Source organism: Pseudomonas sp. ASL4, assembly GCF_056680395.1.
Window position 1 is genome coordinate 757227 of the sequence record NZ_CM155280.1, and the last position, 16484, is coordinate 773710.

Annotated in this window: 11 protein-coding genes; 4 read left to right on the top strand and 7 right to left on the bottom strand. The window is 61.1% G+C overall.

The window, feature by feature from the left end:
* Positions 1-10: 10 nt before the first annotated feature.
* The 7 genes from AC1MEW_RS03295 to AC1MEW_RS03325 all read right to left on the bottom strand — a co-directional run bounded on the left by AC1MEW_RS03295 (position 11) and on the right by AC1MEW_RS03325 (position 11660).
* Complete coding sequence (locus tag AC1MEW_RS03295; protein ID WP_480425397.1) at positions 11-5836, bottom strand: alpha-2-macroglobulin family protein; 5826 nt, start codon at positions 5834-5836, stop codon at positions 11-13.
* Positions 5837-5914: 78 nt separating this feature from the next.
* Entirely contained in the window at positions 5915-6847 is a 933-nt protein-coding gene (locus AC1MEW_RS03300) for a phosphatidate cytidylyltransferase (RefSeq protein ID WP_322270062.1), read from the bottom strand.
* Position 6848: 1 nt separating this feature from the next.
* Entirely contained in the window at positions 6849-7469 is a 621-nt protein-coding gene (locus tag AC1MEW_RS03305; protein WP_480425398.1) for a lysophospholipid acyltransferase family protein, read from the bottom strand.
* A gap of 11 nt (positions 7470-7480) precedes the next feature.
* The gene (locus AC1MEW_RS03310) at positions 7481-7936 is read right to left on the bottom strand and encodes a hypothetical protein (protein ID WP_322270060.1); all 456 of its coding nucleotides are present in this window, start codon (positions 7934-7936) and stop codon (positions 7481-7483) included.
* On the bottom strand, positions 7926-9239 hold the full coding sequence (locus AC1MEW_RS03315) for a phosphatase PAP2/dual specificity phosphatase family protein (RefSeq protein WP_322270058.1): 1314 nt from the start codon (positions 9237-9239) through the stop codon (positions 7926-7928). The genes AC1MEW_RS03310 and AC1MEW_RS03315 overlap by 11 nt, the downstream gene beginning before the upstream one ends.
* Positions 9239-10996: a bifunctional alpha/beta hydrolase/class I SAM-dependent methyltransferase gene (locus tag AC1MEW_RS03320; protein WP_480425399.1), complete on the bottom strand. Its 1758-nt coding sequence runs from the start codon at positions 10994-10996 to the stop codon at positions 9239-9241. The genes AC1MEW_RS03315 and AC1MEW_RS03320 overlap by 1 nt, the downstream gene beginning before the upstream one ends.
* 40 nt (positions 10997-11036) lie before the next feature.
* Positions 11037-11660 carry a CDP-alcohol phosphatidyltransferase family protein gene (locus tag AC1MEW_RS03325; protein ID WP_201255021.1) on the bottom strand — a complete coding sequence of 208 codons (624 nt, stop codon included), beginning with the start codon at positions 11658-11660 and terminating at the stop codon, positions 11037-11039.
* A 147-nt stretch (positions 11661-11807) separates the two neighbouring features.
* On the opposite strand from AC1MEW_RS03325, the gene AC1MEW_RS03330 reads away from it, so the two are divergent.
* The 4 genes from AC1MEW_RS03330 to AC1MEW_RS03345 all read left to right on the top strand — a co-directional run bounded on the left by AC1MEW_RS03330 (position 11808) and on the right by AC1MEW_RS03345 (position 16473).
* A complete protein-coding gene (locus tag AC1MEW_RS03330) occupies positions 11808-12707 on the top strand; it encodes a LysR family transcriptional regulator (protein WP_322270056.1) in 900 nt (299 codons plus the stop codon).
* 250 nt (positions 12708-12957) lie between these two features.
* Positions 12958-13584: a glutathione S-transferase family protein gene (locus AC1MEW_RS03335; protein WP_480425400.1), complete on the top strand. Its 627-nt coding sequence runs from the start codon at positions 12958-12960 to the stop codon at positions 13582-13584.
* Between the two features lie 56 nt (positions 13585-13640).
* Complete coding sequence (locus AC1MEW_RS03340) at positions 13641-15671, top strand: pyridoxamine 5'-phosphate oxidase family protein (protein WP_480425402.1); 2031 nt, start codon at positions 13641-13643, stop codon at positions 15669-15671.
* Positions 15672-16107: 436 nt separating this feature from the next.
* Positions 16108-16473: a DUF6124 family protein gene (locus AC1MEW_RS03345; RefSeq protein WP_322270053.1), complete on the top strand. Its 366-nt coding sequence runs from the start codon at positions 16108-16110 to the stop codon at positions 16471-16473.
* Positions 16474-16484: the final 11 nt, after the last annotated feature.

A 16484-nucleotide genomic window follows, 5' to 3' on the forward strand; every position in this document is an offset into this window, starting at 1 on the left:
CCCGGGTTGCTCAAGGTTTGACGATTTCAAGCTGACCGACTTTGCCTCGGCCTTGCAGGGTGGTTTGGTACATACCTTCGGCGTAGGCCGGTGGTGTGTTGAACGTCCCGGCATTGGTAGCGCGCACGCGGTAGACGAAGGTGCCGACATCCCGTCGTGCCGTGCCATAGAACACCACGCGGTCATCTCGCACGTCGATGTACTCCGGTTGCCAGTCGCTCAACGCGCTTTCGCCGATAGGCGGCTGCCAGGCATTGGTTTCTTCGCTGTCGTCGGTGTATTGCGACTCCTCGTCTTCCTCGCTGGCTGCTTTCGGCTCCGGTGGCAAGCGATACACCGGCTCGACCCCGCCCGGCAGCAAATCAACAATAGCTACCTGCTGCACTTGATCACGATTGGTGGCCCGCAGTCGCAGGCGCACCAGGAACTCATCGCCGACACTCACTTTGCTGACCGCTTTGCCGTCCAGGTTGAGGTATTCGTGGATGATCTCCAGGCCATTGTTGATGGGCTTGAGGGGGCCGCGATCAAAACCGGCCTCACTGAACATGTAGAACGCGGCCGGGCCGTCGGTTTTTTCCATGAGCAGTTTTTTGGTGCCTATCGGTACGGCGGCGCGGGGCGGCTGACCGGCCATCTCCAACAGTTGTTGCTGTTTCTCGCCCAACCAGGCCGAGGTCTTGAGGGTCATGTCGCTTTGCGCGCGCTGGCCGTAGTTGTCCAGGCCACGCAACAACAGCGCGGCGGACAGCGAGTTGTAACGCTGCTCGTTGAGGCGCTTGCCGAGATTATCCAGCAGGCTCACCGGCACATCGTCCAGCAACTCGGGGAAATGGCGGCTGAGCAAATGCAGGTGCTCGGCGTCGTGCACTAGTGGGTCGTAATACAAACCGTCGCTTTCCCAGCCGTCGGCGATGGTGCGCCAAGGGATCTTGCGGAACAGCGCATCGGCCTGGCGATCCTGCTTGAGCAGTTTGTAACTGGCGGCCAGGTAAGCGGCGCCCAGGTCGTTTTTCCAGGTGTCTTTGAAGTAGGTTTCGTAACGCTCGCGGATGTCGCTCAAGGCGCCACTGACCACAACCCCCTGGCGACTCAGTAAGTAACTGGCGTAGGCGCGGTTGCGCAACTCCGACTGTCCTTCGCTTGGGCCGTTGGCCAGGTCGGTGAGGTAAGCGTTGGCGCGCACCAGCAGGTCTTCCGGTACCGGCAAGCCGCGCTCCTTGGCTTCGATCAGGAAGTCGGTGGCATACAGGCTGGCATAAGGCGCGACGTCTGGGCTGGCTGCCCACAGGCCAAAACCACCGGCCTGATTCTGCCGCTGACGGAGCATCCGTACCGCGCCGGTAAAGGCTTGTTCCGCCTCGGGTGCAGTGCCACCCCAGATCAACGCCGGCATCGCCTTGGAGACCAATTGTTCGGTGCAGGCGTAACCGTAGTCATCCAGGTAATGCTTGAGGCCATTGGCCCAGACCAGCGGCGAGGCAGCGACCCCCACTTGCACATTGCGCAGTTGCGGAAACAGATCGTGGGTGAGCTTCAGCTCTTTGCTGGCGCTGTCGAAACGGCCGAGGCTGAGGACCACTCGGTGCTCGCTCAACGGGCGGATCGAGGTGGTTTCCGCGACCTGGATGCGTTTGCCGTCCGGCAGTACTGCGACAAAGCGCAAATCCGCTGAGCCGAGGTTTTCCAGGACCTTGATGCGGAATTCGGCCACGCCTTCCTTGCGCGGTTGCAGATCCAGCGTGTTGTTCTGAGCGCCTTCGACTTTCAGCCCGCTGCTGGTTTGCAGCTCGAATTTCACCTTGGCCGCCGTGTCGAGGTTGCTGAACACACCAGCGCTGACGCTGAACACGTCCCCCGGCGCGACAAACGCGGGCACGTTTGGCGTGATCACCAGTGGCCCGCGCACATCGGTTGTGGCCTCACTGACGCCAACGCTGTCGGCATCGACCGCTACGGTAAACAGATGCAATTTGCCGTTGAAGCTGTCCGGCACCTGGTAATGCAACACGGTTTCACCGGCCGGTAGATCGACCAGCCCCGACCACCAGGCCACGGGTGGCTGGTGTTTGCGCTTGAACGGGTTGAGGTGCGAAGCCAGGGCGTTTTCAGTATCACCGCCCGCTGCTGCGCCGCTGAGCAAGCGGCTGAACTCCGGCAGGATCAGGTCAAGAATCTGACTGGTTCTGACTTCCAGCGCCCGTTTCTGGAAGAAGAAACTCAGCGGATCCGGCGTTTGGTAGCGCGCGACTTGCAGAATGCCTTCGTCCACCGCGTAGACCACGGCACGGGAAGGTCGGTCCGCCGTTACCTTGATGTCCAGCATTTGCCCCGGCTCGATTTTCGCCGGGCCTTCGACTTTCAGCGCCATGCGCCGCGCATCGAGGTTGATGCTGAACGGCACCACGCCGTAGGACAGTGGGCTCATGTAGACCTCGGACGAACCGATGTCCCGGACGAACTGCACGTTGATGTAGGCGTTGCCCTCGATACCGGCTGGCACACGGATGTGCTGCACGCTGTTGGTGCTGTCGGCCTTGAACCATTGCTGGGTGTAGACCTTGTCGCGTTCGATGGTGATCAACCCGGCGCCGGTGTAAGGCGCGCGGATGCTGATAGCAATCTCATCGCCGGTGGCGTAGCTGCGCTTGTCCAGACGCAGTTGCAACTCAGCGTTGCGCTCCAGGGAACGGGAGGTGTTGGCACGCCCGGCGACGCTGTAATTGATGGCGTTGAGCAGGTTGCCGCTGGCGTCCTTCAATTGCAGGGTGTAATCGCCAGGGGCGGCGGTGTTCAGCGTCTGTTTGGCGCCGCCCTTGCCCAAGGCGAGGGGCTCGGCAGGTTGGCTGAGGTTCTTGATCCGCGACTCGTATTTGTAGGTGCCGTTGGCTTGTTTGATCAACACCGAGACGTAGCGGTGCTCGACCAACTCGGTGCTCAAACCATCCACTCCCCGCGGCGTGAGGTCCGGCGCGATAGCCAGCCATTGCACCTGGCGCACTGCATCCTTGGCCACATAGCCGAGGGCATCCTGGCTGGTCACGCCCACCAGATACGGTGCCGAAGACACCAGCAGACTGCTTTGTGCCGCGACGTTGCGGCCACCTTCGGCCTCATAGACCTGTGCCATGACTTGCAGGCGGTAGGTACTGTTGGCGAAGCGTTGCAGGTTTAGGTCAAGCACGGCCTGGCCATTGTCGTCGGCCTCGACTTCCGCCAGATCCTCGGAATTGGGTGCTTCCAGGGCATCGCTGAGGTGGAATCGGTAATCGGGGTAGCGCTCGAATGCCGCGGCTGTCGGGCTCATGGACATTTTGGCGGTCACGCGCCGGCCAGCCGCCGGGGCGCCGAACAGGTGCAGGGCAGTGACCTTGGCCACCACTTGATCCGGCGGGATCCAGCCGATAACCGGCGTGTCGTGCAGGGTCAGGCTGACCTTCATGCGGTCCGGCTCGAAGTCACGAACCTTGAAGCTGACGCTGCCCAGGTCGGTGCGAGTCTTTTTATCGCCGATCAGTTGCAGGGTCGCGGTGTAATCCCCGGCGGGCGCGGAATCGCTGCTGGGGAAATCAAAGCTTTCAAAGCCTGAGGCCGACAGTTTGAGGGGCTGGCGAATGACTTCCATGCCCCGCGGGTCGAGGATTTTCAGTTCCACCGGCAGGCCTTGCAAACTGCCTTTCCAGTTGCCACTGCGCACGATCATGCCCACGTGCGCTGTCTCGCCGGGGCGATAGAGGCCGCGGTCGGTAAACAGATAGGCGCTCAAACGCTCGGTGGCGCCGTCTTCTTCCAGACCGCCGACGTCGAAACGCGACAGGTCCAGTTGCTGGGACTGGCGGGCAATCGGCAGGAAAGACTGGTCGTTGCCGCGGGTCACCACGTACATCAGTGGCGTTTTCTCTCGACGCAACTCATCGAGTTTGGCGAAGTGCACATGGCCGTCGGCGTCGGTTCTGCCGCTGCTCACGGGCAAGCCGTTACGACCGATGATATCGACCTGAGCCTCGGTCACGGGCGAGCCGTTGCCGATGGATTGCACGTACACATCATGGCTGCCGTCGCTGGAGCGCTTGGCGATGATCCCAAGGTCCGTGACCACAATGAAGCGCAGGTCGTTGGTGGTGCTGCTTGAATAGCGATCGAAGGTGCGCTCGGAAGGCTCATCCTGCGAGCTCAACTTGAGTACAAATATCCCCCGCCGCCCGCCGTTGGCACTGAGGTAGCGGCTGAGGTCGACGTTGTCGTAGACGGTTTTCGACGGGTCGGCGGCGGACAGCGGGATGTCCAGGGACATGCGCTCGACCATCCGGTCGAAATAGTCATTGCTGAAATTGGGCCGGGCGAAGCTGCCGCTGCTTTGGTCCACCAGGTGTTGCAACTGGTTGGGCAACAAACGGGCGATTTCCACATGGGCGCCGGGCACGCCGCGGGCCATGAAGCCCAAGCGTTTCTCGCCGTTAAGGCTCAGCAGTGCACCGTCGGACATGAACTGCAACGTGCGCGGGTAGGCCGGCATGCTCACCAGAGAGGCGGTGGGATTTTTCGCCAGGTAACCGCCGATGGCTTCCAGGTTGGCCGGGACGCGCACGTACAACGCCCGACCTGCGGGAGCCTTGAACTTGAAGGCGTGCTGGGTGTTGAGCGGTTCGATGCTTGGCACGTGGGTCAGCGTGACCTTGGTGCTGCGGGCCAGCAGTTTCTCGTCGATGTCTTTGGTGTACCAGGGCGTTTGATCGTCGGCGAGTTTTTCCGGCAGCAGCCAGGCCTGCACCTTGCCGGCCAGCATCTCGTCGGTCACGGCGCTGGAACTGCTGAACATCAGCACGGGTTCAGGCTCGCCGTGCTCGTTGTCGACAAACTGAACCTCGGCGTTGCCGAAGGTCAGGCGATAGCGACCGGGCACGATAACGTCAGCACTCATCGACGCAGGGGTGACGTTACCGCCGTCCCGAGCCTTGATGCCTTCATCGAGTTTGATCGTCACCGCAACACTTTCCAGCGGTGTGGCGAGGGCGGCGGAGCGGATGTAGGCGTTGAGCTTGTGTTCGTCGAAGCTGATTTCCGGCTTGTTCGGCGCCTGGGCGTCGCGGTAAGCCAGGCCTTCGCCGAGGGTGATCGTCACGCGTTTACGCAGGCTTTCTTCGTCCACCGGGTGGGTGAAGCGAAAGGTCGCGACGTGCTGTTTCAGCGTCGGGTTGACCGGGTCTTGATACAGCTCTTTCTGGGCCAGGCGCCCACTAAAGGCCTGGCTGGTGACCTTGTTGCTGTATTGATTGAGCAGTACGCCATCGGCCAGCAGGTTTTTCTTCGCGAGGTCGAGGCTGTATTCGGCATTGATCGGCCAGTCCTGATCCGGCACGAACACCAGGGTCCGATCATCGGTCCAGCGCCAGTTACCTTTGACGGCGGGTTTGAGGGTGATGCCTCGAGTGACCGGTTTACCGATGTCCTGCAACGGCGCTACGGATTCGTTGAAGCGAATTTGCAGGTGGTCGATGGTGGGCGGGGTTTCGGTGTAGACCGTCAGGTTCGGCGAGTGCACCGAATAGGTCACGGTGTGCGGTTGCGGCAGGTGGGAATACCAGTGCCAGCCATAAAACCCGGCAGCCAGCAGCAGCGCCAGGCCCAACACACCACCGGCAATCTGCCGCGGATAGGGCCGGGCCTTGTGCCCCAGCGCCACCAGTTTTTTGCCAAGGGCCGGCAGCCAGGAGGGCGGCTGCCATTGGCCGAAAAGCGATTTAAACAGCCAGCCTACGAGGCTGAAAAGCGCACCCATCACTGTTAAAAAAACACCGAAAAAACGGCGGCAGTTTTTTTTGAACGTGTCGAACATGGTGCGCATCCTTGGCAAAGTGCGGCATATCCTACACGCGAACCTCCAAAGTGTTGCGAGGCTTTTAGATCAGGGCTCTCAAGTCCACCAATACCGCACCAGATGAAAGAAAATCGGCGCCGCAAAACACACCGAATCCAGCCGATCCAGCATCCCGCCATGACCTTCGATCATGTGCCCCCAATCCTTCACGCCGCGATCGCGTTTGATCGCCGACATCACGATGCCGCCGGCAAAGCCCAGCAGGTTGATCAACAGCGCTATTAAAAACGACTGCCACGGATTGAACGGTGTGGTCCACCACAACGCGGCGCCAATCAGCGAGGACAGCAGCACGCCGCCGACAAAGCCTTCGACGGTTTTAGAGGGCGACAGGTTGGGCGCGATTTTGTGTTTGCCGAACAGCTTGCCGCAGACGTACTGCAGCACATCCGACAGCTGCACCACGATCACCAGATAGGCGATCAGCAGCAGGTTGCGGCCTTCATACCCGACGATGTCCAGGGTCAGCAGTGCTGGCACGAATGACACGCAGAACACCGCGATCATCAAGCCCCACTGCACTTTCGATGCACGTTCGAGGAAGTGCGTGCTGTCGCCGCCGAGGGACGCGAGGATCGGCAGCAGCAAAAACACGTACACCGGGATAAAGATCGAAAACAGGCCATACCAATCGAAATAGATCAGCAGGTATTGCAGCGGCAACGCCAGGTAAAACGCCGCTACCAGTGCCGGGTAATCGCTGCGCCGGGTCGGCGTGAGGGTGAGGAATTCGCGCAGCGCATAGAACGACACTGCGTAGAACAACAGGATCACCGCGCCGGTGCCCAGCCAAAAGGCGATGCCGATCACCAGCACCATCACCCACCAGGCGTTGATGCGGGCGTTGAGGTTGTCGACCACTGGATTGGGCGTGCCGCGGGTGCGCAACTTGAGGATCAGGCCGATCAACGAGGCCAGCACCAGGATCATGCCGATCCCGCCGAAGAGCATCAGGGTTTGTCTATCCATGTCAGGAATGCTCCGGGGCGAGGGCCAGCAGCGCGTCGCGGCTGCGGGTAAGGAACTGCTCTTTGCTCTCGTCTTCAGCCAATTGCAGGGGCGCGCCGAAACTGGTGGTACACAGCAGCGGCAACGGCAGCACCCGGCCCTTGGGCATGACCCGATTGAGGTTGGCGATCCACACCGGAATCACTTGGGCCTGTGGGTAACTTTTGGCCAGGTGATACAAACCGCTTTTGAACGGCAACAAGCCGTCTTCCAGATTGCGCGTGCCTTCGGGAAAGATGATCAGCGAATCACCTTTCTCCAAGGCATCGATCATCGGCTGCAACGGGTTATCCACAGGGTCTTTGCGTTCGCGGTCAATCAGCACGCCGTTGAACACCCGGCTGATGATGTAGCGGCGCACGGCGCTTTTGTTCCAGTAATCACTGCCCGCCACCGGCCGCGTGAGTTTGCGCAGGGCGGGAGGCAGCGAGGCCCAGAGCAGCACGAAGTCGCCGTGGCTGCTGTGGTTGGCGAAATAAATCCGCTGCACCGGTTCCGGCGCGCAGCCCATCCACAGGCTGCGGGCGCCGGTGACGGTGCGGGCCATGGAGGTGATGAGGGTGGCGACCACAGGTTCGAACATAAATGATTTCCTTATCCGGTGAAGGACAGCCAAGGGCTGGCGAGGATAACGGCTAATGTGGGCAACACCTGCGCGGCCAGCAGGACAGCCTGGTTACGCAGCAGTTTCAACGCTCCGCGCTGACGTTCGGCCCAGGGCCGGCCAGCACGGTTGGCCGGTTGCAGGCCGAGGTTTTGCAAGGCCTGGTCGAGGGCTTGAGTTCGGTCCGGCAAGGCGTCGGCGTCACGGGCGACCAGCTCAAACAGTTCAGCATCGAAGGCGACTCGCAGCGCCCAGTATTTTTGCAATAGACCCACGACGATCAGCCAGGCACTGAGGATCAACCCCAGTGCAACCGGAGTGATCAACAACAATTGCAGCAAGCCGAATAACACACCGAGCAGCGTCAGCCCTGTGGATAACTGATCAAGGGTACGGCCCCGGCGCAGCAGACTGGCGACCATCTGCAATTCCATATCAGCCGGCATAGGCGTTCTCCAGGGCTTGGCGATGGGCCGGATGCAGCACCACGTGCGGACGTGCGGCTTGAATCATCGCCACGGCGGCATCGACCGTCGTTGCGCGCCCACTGTGCAGCAACCACGCGGCGACCGCCGTGGCGCTGCGTGAATAACCCAACGCACAGCACACCAGCAACGGGCCTTGCTGGCGCAGTTGTTCAATGGCTTGGGCGGCGGCGAGGCATTGCTCAGCGCTGGGTGCCGTCAGGTCGAGCACCGGAATGCTTTGATAAGCGCGGCCTCGCGGATTGAGCGGCAGCTCGGCGCAAAGATCGACCACGGCTTTAAACGGCGCCAGTTGCTCCGCGTCGGGCAGCCTGCCGAGCCAAACGTTATCCACAACCTCATTGGGTTGTGGATGCTTGCGGGTCCACAGCCGTGAATTGATCCACGCCGCCGCCACGTAAGGCGCAAACAACCAACGGGAGGCCGGGGTCAGGCGCCCGTCGGCGCGTTTCTGAAACCCGGCGGCGTCCAGCAGCGCGTAATTGAGCGCCACCATCAATAACGCCACGGCTGGCCAGGTCAGCCACAACCATCCGCCGCCCAAGCCAAAGGCTGGAATGGCAAATACCGCAGCGCCCAAGGCATAGCGCAATGCCAGGCGCCAGCGTTTCGAATCCTTGGCCAACCGCAGGCTACTGAATGGGCTGGGCCGATCCAGCGGCCACAACCACACGCACAGCCAACCGGCGAGGGCGCCTGTGGGTAAGTCGATAAAGTGATGTTGATAAGTGGTCAACACCGAAATACCGATCAGCGCGAACCAGCCGTGCACCAGCCACCGCCACAACCCTTGGGAATGCCGTTGGTACATGACCCACAAAATCACCAGCAGAGCGATGTGCAGCGACGGCGCCTGATTGAACGGCTTGTCGAACCCCGCCAGCACTGCGAACAGCCAGCCAAACACCCCGTCCAGTTCCGGCCGGTCGAAGGTGAAGCGCAGCGGCCACAACAGGAAACAACTGACCGCGATTACTTGAGCGCTGAGCAAGCGCAAGGCGTGGCGTTTGAGTTCATGGCGGCTGTTGGGCAGCAGCAGCGAAAAGCCGTACAGCAGATCAATCGTCCAGTAGGGGACGATGGTCCACGCCCAGAACGGCATGGCGCTTTCCCAATCGAAAACGAACGTACCGACGTCGCTGCGCTGGTTCGTCACCCATGTGGCAAAACCGTAGCTGGCGAAAAACAGCGGCGCCAGCAGCAGTAGCCAGAGCACGGCCGGTTTCAGCAACCCCGGCTCTCTTGAGGTTGAGGCGTCGCGCATCATTGCACCCGTTGCGCGAGGGACACGGTGAAGATCCCCCATTCATCCACACGCTGGGTGATTTTGCGGAAACCTGCCGCTTCCACCAATTGATCCATTTCTGCCTGACTGCGCCGACGCATCACCCAGGCCTGACCTTGACGGTGACTGGTCAGGGCGCGGGCGATCAGCTCCAACTGCGGGTGCCAAGGCTGGCCGGTATAGACCAGATAACCACCGGGTTCCACCGCTTCGGCCAAGCCCGCCAGCGAACCACCGACCATCGTGTTGTCGGCAAACAACTCATACAACCCGGACACCACCGCCAGCGTCGGTTTGGGCTCCAGCGCTGCCAGATCGGCGCGGTCAAAGGCGTCGCCTTTGACGAATTGCGCGATCTCTCCCAGGCCTTTATCGCGAATCAGCGCGCCACCGTCCCGCACGTTGATGTCGCTGTAATCGCGCAACAGGATCGATTCCGGCAGCGGGCTGACGCCTTGCAAGGCTTCGAGAATGTAGCGGCCATGGCCGGCGGCGATGTCGACGATCCGTACCGGGCGACCTTCCTCACGCAGTTTGGCCATGGTCAGGCGCAGCAGTTCTTCGACGTTGAGTTTGCGCTGGCGAATGCCGCGCCAGCCGATCGAGTTCAGGTAGTTCTGATCAATCATCCGCCCCAGTCCGCTCTTGCCAGTGGGCTGGTTGCGGTAGACGTAATCCAGGGTGCTGCCCGAGTCGAAACCGGTGTCGAAACCGAGCTTCACGCCATCGGACAGCTTGCTGCCCAAACGCATGCTGGCGCGGGTCATGCGCCAGTACAGGTCACGCAACGAGTTGTGCGGCAGCGGGGCGGCGAGGGATTCGGATTCGGCGCAAGTCAGGCCGATTTTGTCGGCATCGAGCAGCGAGGCACGATCCAGCGGGTAATCGAAGTTTTGCAGGATGAAGCGTTTGGCGCTGGCCACTGCCACGGCGCGATCCCGCTCACCGAGGGTGTCGTGGAAGAAGCCCGGGAGGATGTGTTTTTCTTTTTTCAGGCTGCCCAGGCGTTCGAAAAACTGTTCCTGGGGTTTGCGGTGGACCACAAAGTCCGAGCCGGAGATCAGCAATTGGGTCGGCACCTGAATCGCTTGTGCATCGGCGACTACGCGGTCAGCGGCTTCGTACAAGCCGAGCAACACATTCACCGAAATCGCCTTGGTGATCAGCGGATCGCTGTCGAAGGACGCCACGCGTTCCGGGTCGTGGCTGAGGAACTTGGCCTTGACGTAGCTGTTGACGAAAAAGTTGCCGCGAAACTTGCGCATCAGCGCCAGGCCTGGACGGGCGAACGGCACGTAGAGTTTGACTTTGAATGCCGGCGAGGCGAGCACCAACGAGCGGATGCGCGGCGCGTAGTCGTGGACCCAGGTCGAAACAATCACCGCGCCGACGCTCTGGGCGATCACCGCCATGTTCTCTTCGTCGATCTGGTGGGCGCTGTTCAGGTGATCGCAAAAGGTCTGCACGTCACGCACGCTGGTGGCGAAACTCGGGCTGTCGCCGCGAGCACCGGGCGACTGGCCATGGCCTCGGGCGTCCCAGGCAAAGAAGTCGAACTCGGGCAGGTCGAGCTCATCCACCAAGTGGGCGATGCGCCCGGAGTGTTCGTGGCCGCGATGAAACAGCAGCACAGCCTTGCGCGGTTCATCCGGATTGGCAGCGGTGGCCGGCCAGTGGCGGTAGAACAGCTCAACGCCGTCGTGGGTGGTGAAGGTCTGATTCTGGGTTTCGCGCATTGCATGCTCCATATGCTAGAGAGTCCTTATGCTTGGGGCCTTACGCCGAGGGAGTGTTTTCCTGCACTTCTTTAAGGCCCTGACGGACCCGGTTGACCAAGGTGTAAGCCAGCAGGACGGCGACCACCCCAAACACAACGTTAATCCACAACGCATTGATCCAGCCGATGGCGATGCCGGTGGCCACGACGCCCAGTACAAACGCCCGATCGCTTTTGCCCATCGGCCCGTCATACCGCCGCGACGCGCCGACCATCGGCCCGAGGACGCCACTGTACTCGCTGAACAACGCCAGCAGCGTGACCGACAGCACAATCAACAGGCTCACGTCCGGAATCAGCGCAAACGGCAGGATCAGCGCGCAGTCGGCGACGATATCGCACAGCTCATTCAGGTAGGCGCCGAGGCGCGACTGTTGGCCGAACTCCCGGGCGAGCATGCCGTCGATGGCATTCAGCGCCATGCGCAGGATCATCCACACGGGAATCAGCACAAACACCCACGGATGCTGGGCGAAACAGGCGATTCCGATGCCTACGACGATCGAAATCACCCCGGCCAGCACGGTGATCTGATTGGCGGTGGTGCCGTTATCGAACAAGCGTTGAACCAGCGGTCGCAGCAAATTCTGGAATGCGGGTTTGAGTTGGTAAATGGAAGGCATCGGCAGACGGTCTCAGCAATTGAAAGCGTGAACGTTCAGGGTTATACGTCACAATAATCAGAATGCCAGCAAAACCCCTCTTTCAGCGAATCCAGGGTCATTCGGAAACTCCCGGCCTCGCGTTTTTTAGTGCTCAGGAGTTCACCGATGGACCGCTTCCAGGAAATGCAGGTCTTCGCCGCCGTCGCCCAGGAGCAAGGCTTCTCGGCGGCGGCACGGCGTTTGGGAATGTCGGCGGCCAGTGTCACTCGCGCGGTGGCGGCGCTGGAGAAACGCATCGGCACCTTGCTGTTGACGCGCACCACCCGCAGCGTGCACTTGAGCGAGGCCGGTCAGCGTTACCTCGAAGACTGTCGCAGAATTCTCTCCGAGGTGCAGGAAGCCGAGGATTCGGCGGCGGGCAGCCACGCCCAGCCTCGTGGGCAACTGACGATCACCGCGCCGGTGTTGTTCGGCGAGTTGTTTGTCACGCCAGTGATGGTGCGTTACCTCGATCAATTCCCTGAAGTCGTGATCAACGGCTTGCTGGTTGATCGGGTGGTGAGCATGGTCGAGGAGGGCATTGATGTCGCGGTGCGTATCGGCGATTTGCCCGACAGCAATCAGCATGCGATTCGCGTGGGGGAAGTGCGGCGGGTGATCTGCGCGTCGCCCGGTTACCTGCAAACCCATGGTCGACCTCGACATCCCGAGGAGCTGGCCGGCGCGCCGGTTGTCGCCACTTCGTCCATCGGCCAACTCAGGAACTGGCCGTTCCTCGATAAAGGCCAGCCAATCAGCGTTCGCCCGGAACCACGCTTGGTGGTCACCGCCAATCAGGCTGCAATCACCGCTGCATGCCTCGGATTGGGGTTTACCCGCGTGCTGTCCTATCAAGTGGCGGGCAAAGTTGCGGCCGGTGAGTTGGAAATCGTCCTGGCTGACTTTGAACTGGCGCCGCTGCCGATTCACATCGTCTACCAGGGTGGGCGCAAAGCCCCGGCGCGGATTCGCAGCTTTGTGGATTTTATGGTGAGGGCGCTGCGTGAACATCCCGCCTTGGGGTAAGCGCAGAACCTGTGGGAGCGGGCTTGCTCGCGAAGGCAATTTCATATTCTCCAAAGATGTTGACTGATAGTCCGTCTTCGCGAGCAAGCCCGCTCCCACAAGGATCGGTGCTGGGCTTGGGGTTTATTGCATTGGCTGAAACAATGGATTGCATTTGCTGGTTATTCTGCTGATTTGGAGATAGGCGGATGATGGCCGCCATTGGTGCTGATCATTGTCTGATCGGCGCCACCACCCAGCGGAGTCGATCATGAACGCCATCAAGCTCTACAACTTCCCCCGTTCCGGCCACGCTCACCGTGCCGAGTTGATGCTGTCCCTGCTGCAACTGCCGACCGATTTGATCTTTGTCGACCTGGCTAAAGGCGAGCACAAACAGCCGGAGTTCCTGGCGCTCAACTCGTTTGGTCAGGTGCCGGTGCTGGATGATCAAGGCGTGGTGCTGGCGGATTCCAACGCAATCCTGGTGTACCTGGCGCAGAAATATGGCAACGGTCGCTGGCTGCCGACCGACCCGGTCGGTGCCGCCAAGGTTCAGCGCTGGTTGTCGGTGGCCGCCGGGCCGATTGCCTTTGGCCCCGCCAGAGCACGGCTGATCACGGTGTTTGGCGCGCCTTACAACGCCGAAGAAGTGATCGCTCGCTCACACGACCTGCTCAAAGTGATCGATCAGGAACTGGCTAACAGCAAGTATTTGGTGGGCAACGAGCCAACCATCGCCGACGTCGCGGCCTACAGCTACATCGCCCATGCGCCGGAAGGCAACGTGTCCCTGGCGGACTACGCCAACGTTCGTGCCTGGCTGACGCGGATTGAAGCCTTGCCTGGGTTTGTCGGCATGCCGCGCACTGTCGCGGGTTTGCAGACCACTGCCTGATACCCGTCAAACCCTGTGGGTTCGCGTCTTATCCTTTCACCAAAAGGAGTCCTGTCATGCAACATTCACCGTGGCACGCCGGCGAACGGCAGATGCAGGAACACGTGGGTGTTGCCGAGCGAATGGACACCCTCGGCCGTCGGGTGATTCGCAGCGAGATGCCAGACCAGCATCGCCAGTTCTATCAGCAACTGCCGTTCATGCTGTACGGCGCGGTCGATGCCAACGGCGATCCGTGGGCCAGCATCCTCGAAGGTCAGCCCGGCTTCGCGCATTCGCCTGCACCTACAGGGTTGCAGTTCGACAGCCTGCCTGCAGCCGATGACCCTGCGCAATTGCACGCCGGGGACGCGATTGGTCTGTTGGGCATCGAATTGCACACCCGGCGGCGCAACCGGCTCAACGGCCGGGTCGGCGCCATGACGGCGAGCGGCTTTGGTGTTTCGGTGCAGCAGTCCTTCGGTAACTGCCCGCAATATATTCAATTGCGCCAGTTTCATACGGTGCCGTTGGCGGATCCTTCAACCCGCATGGCGCAGCACCTCTTTGAGCTGGATGACGCGGCCAAAGCGATGATCGCCGGGGCGGATACGTTCTTTGTCGCCAGTTATGTGGACGTCGACGGCCAACGCTCGGTGGACGTTTCTCATCGCGGTGGCCAGCCCGGTTTCGTCCGTATCGAAGGCAATCGCCTGACCATTCCGGACTTCGCCGGCAACTTACACTTCAACACCTTGGGCAACCTGCTGCTCAACCCTCGGGCTGGTTTGCTATTCGTCGACTTCAAATCGGGTGACCTGCTGCAACTCAGTGGTCGCACCGAGATCATCCTCGAAGGCCCGCAGGTCGAAGCCTTTCAAGGCGCCGAGCGCTTGTGGACGTTTGAGGTTGCACGCGTGGTGCGGCGGCCGGCGGCGTTGGCCCTGCGCTGGCGGTTCGATGGGATGTCGCCGAACAGTTTGATGACCGGCACCTGGGAACAGGCCGCTGCTCGCCTGCAAGCCCAGGCGTTGGGTGATGCCTGGCGGCCATTGCGGGTGGTGCGGATCGAGGCGGAAAGCCAAAACATTCGCTCGGTTTATCTGGAGCCTGCCGATGGCATCGGTTTGCCGGTGTTCCAGGCCGGGCAGCATTTGCCGCTGCGTTTTAAGGTGGGCGGCGAGACGCATATCCGCACCTACAGCCTGTCGAGTGCGCCGTCCGATGATTTTTTCCGCATCAGCGTGAAGCGTGACGGCTTGGTGTCTTCCCACGTGCATGAGCAGATCCGCGTCGGTGATGTGCTCGAAGCTCGCGCGCCGCAGGGCCATTTCACCGTTGCGCCCCATGAGCGTCGGCCACTGGTGTTGCTGGCCGCCGGGGTCGGCATCACGCCGTTGCTGTCGATGGTGCGCGAGGTGGTTTATCAGGGCTGGCGCACCCGGCATATTCGGCCGACGTGGTTCTTCCAGAGTTCGCGGACCTTGGCGGATCAACCGTTTCGTTCCGAGCTGGATCGGTTGCTTGAAGGGGCTGGTGACACGGTTCGCGTGCTGCGCCTGCTCAGCCAACCGGAACCCGAGGCGCGGGAGGGCGAAGACTTCGACCTGACCGGGCGTATCGACATGGCGTTGTTGCAGTCGATCCTTGAGGTTGAGGACTACGATCAATTGGACTTTGTCCTGTGTGGTCCGGGGAGTTTTACCCAAGGCATATACGACGGGCTGCGGGACCTGGACATCCGCGATTCACAAATTCACGCCGAAACCTTTGGCCCATCGACATTGCGTCGGCGCCCCGATCCGGATGCGATCGTCATCGAACAACCCCCAGCCGCGACGACCTCGGTGCCAGTGGTGTTCCAGCGTTCGGCCAAAGAAGCGCGCTGGCAACCGGACGGCGGCAGTTTGCTGGAGTTGGCGGAGAGCCGCGGCTTGCGCCCGGAATTCAGTTGTCGCGGCGGGTCGTGCGGCACCTGCAAGACCCGGTTGATCAGCGGCCAGGTGAATTATCCACAGCCTCCGGCGGAAGTGCCGGAGGCGGGGCAGGTGCTGATTTGTTGTGCGGTGCCGGCGCAGGGGGCTGAGCCGTTGGTGCTGGACTTATAAGCACCCCAGATCCCCTGTGGGAGCGAGCCTGCTCCCGATAGCGGTCTGTCATTAAACATTGCTGGAGGCTGAACCACCGCTATCGCGAGCAGGCTCACTCCCACCTTTGACTGTGGTGGTCCTACAGACCGAGTGATTTTGGGGAATGTTTCCGACAGGTTTTGAAGGTTGTCCGTCGGAAACGGGGTGGATAGGCTTTGGGTGTCGCTGCACATCAGCGATCGGGCGTGGAAACCCGAGGTTTTAAAGGCATAGCCCCATGGCATACTGCGGCGTTTTTTATCGTCGCTGTTTTGAGTTATGACGGCTGTGTGCGGGAGACCTTCGGGTCTGCCGGGGTTATGCCTTTGCTCGGTTTTCCACCCTGCGCACAGCTGTCACCTTTTCGTGTGGAAACGAAAAAAGTGGCAGCCTCATTTCTTAAAGGTGATCCACTATGTTCAAAGCAACCCCGAATCCCCCAGAAACCGACAGCCCCACCCTCGACGCCAAAAAGCTCAAAGAAGCCGCCGACCGCGCGCTCAACTTCTACCTAAACCCCGCCGCCCTGAAAGCCCCGCCGGCTCGTAAGCCGAGCACGATGTTCGCCATCATGCCGGATATGAAAGACGAAGATCTGCTGGCCCACACCTGCGAATCCCTGGCCCAGGCCAGCATCATGACCAGCGACTTTGCCGCCCGCCTGGAAGGTCCCAACCGGCACACTGCCATGGCGATCCAGCAAATCGTCATGCTGGCCGAGCTGGCGGTGAACCGGATGCTCGATAACGTCGAACTGCCGAAACCTGCGCCACACGGCTAAATCAGCAGGGG

Excerpts from the sequence above, each read along its gene's own strand:
- AC1MEW_RS03320 (WP_480425399.1), bottom strand. The coding sequence starts at position 10,996 with ATGCGCGAAACCCAGAATCAGACCTTCACCACCCACGACGGCGTTGAG.
- AC1MEW_RS03325 (WP_201255021.1), bottom strand. The coding sequence starts at position 11,660 with ATGCCTTCCATTTACCAACTCAAACCCGCATTCCAGAATTTGCTGCGA.
- AC1MEW_RS03345 (WP_322270053.1), top strand. The coding sequence starts at position 16,108 with ATGTTCAAAGCAACCCCGAATCCCCCAGAAACCGACAGCCCCACCCTC.
- AC1MEW_RS03335 (WP_480425400.1), top strand. The coding sequence starts at position 12,958 with ATGAACGCCATCAAGCTCTACAACTTCCCCCGTTCCGGCCACGCTCAC.
- AC1MEW_RS03300 (WP_322270062.1), bottom strand. The coding sequence starts at position 6,847 with ATGGATAGACAAACCCTGATGCTCTTCGGCGGGATCGGCATGATCCTG.
- AC1MEW_RS03305 (WP_480425398.1), bottom strand. The coding sequence starts at position 7,469 with ATGTTCGAACCTGTGGTCGCCACCCTCATCACCTCCATGGCCCGCACC.
- AC1MEW_RS03340 (WP_480425402.1), top strand. The coding sequence starts at position 13,641 with ATGCAACATTCACCGTGGCACGCCGGCGAACGGCAGATGCAGGAACAC.
- AC1MEW_RS03310 (WP_322270060.1), bottom strand. The coding sequence starts at position 7,936 with ATGCCGGCTGATATGGAATTGCAGATGGTCGCCAGTCTGCTGCGCCGG.
- AC1MEW_RS03330 (WP_322270056.1), top strand. The coding sequence starts at position 11,808 with ATGGACCGCTTCCAGGAAATGCAGGTCTTCGCCGCCGTCGCCCAGGAG.
- AC1MEW_RS03315 (WP_322270058.1), bottom strand. The coding sequence starts at position 9,239 with ATGCGCGACGCCTCAACCTCAAGAGAGCCGGGGTTGCTGAAACCGGCC.
- AC1MEW_RS03295 (WP_480425397.1), bottom strand. The coding sequence starts at position 5,836 with ATGTTCGACACGTTCAAAAAAAACTGCCGCCGTTTTTTCGGTGTTTTT.